Origin of the sequence: Candidatus Hakubella thermalkaliphila (assembly GCF_013281975.1) — a bacterium.
In the GTDB taxonomy this organism is placed as follows: Bacteria; Actinomycetota; Humimicrobiia; order Hakubellales; family Hakubellaceae; genus Hakubella; species Hakubella thermalkaliphila.
The window spans coordinates 1,049-1,428 of sequence record NZ_BLRZ01000247.1 but is presented as its reverse complement, the minus strand read 5'-3'; the positions used below and the strand labels follow the sequence as shown (position 1 = coordinate 1,428).

1 protein-coding gene is annotated in these 380 nt (G+C 43.7%); it reads left to right on the top strand.

Annotation, left to right across the window (positions count from 1 at the left end):
- Positions 1 to 182: 182 nt before the first annotated feature.
- Complete coding sequence (locus tag HW443_RS14120; protein WP_176238228.1) at positions 183 to 344, top strand: DUF1156 domain-containing protein; 162 nt, start codon at positions 183 to 185, stop codon at positions 342 to 344.
- Positions 345 to 380 lie beyond the last annotated feature (36 nt).

Genomic DNA, 380 nt, shown 5'->3' with positions numbered 1-380 from the left:
ATACAAAGGATAGGAATACGAGAGAAGTTTAGTGACTTCCGAGGTAAGTTCAAGCGGGGAGAGTTGTAACCGAAGGAAAGATTTTTGAGGACCAAGAGTGTATACCGTTGAAAAGGGACGACATCTGACACCATCATTAGGCTAGCTCGAATGCTCAGATCATTAATCAAGGAAGCTTAGAAATGAACCAATATTATGCTATAGAAGATTCATTTCCGGTTGTAGAAATAAATCGGCTGGCAATTCCTGAAAGGAACGCCTTCAAACCTATTTATCAGATGCACAAATGGTTTGCGCGCCGGGCTTCCTGCGTATTTCGGGCAATTCTCCTCGGCTCCATGTAGCTACTTGCTTTGGCCGAGAATGGACATCCCTTGAAA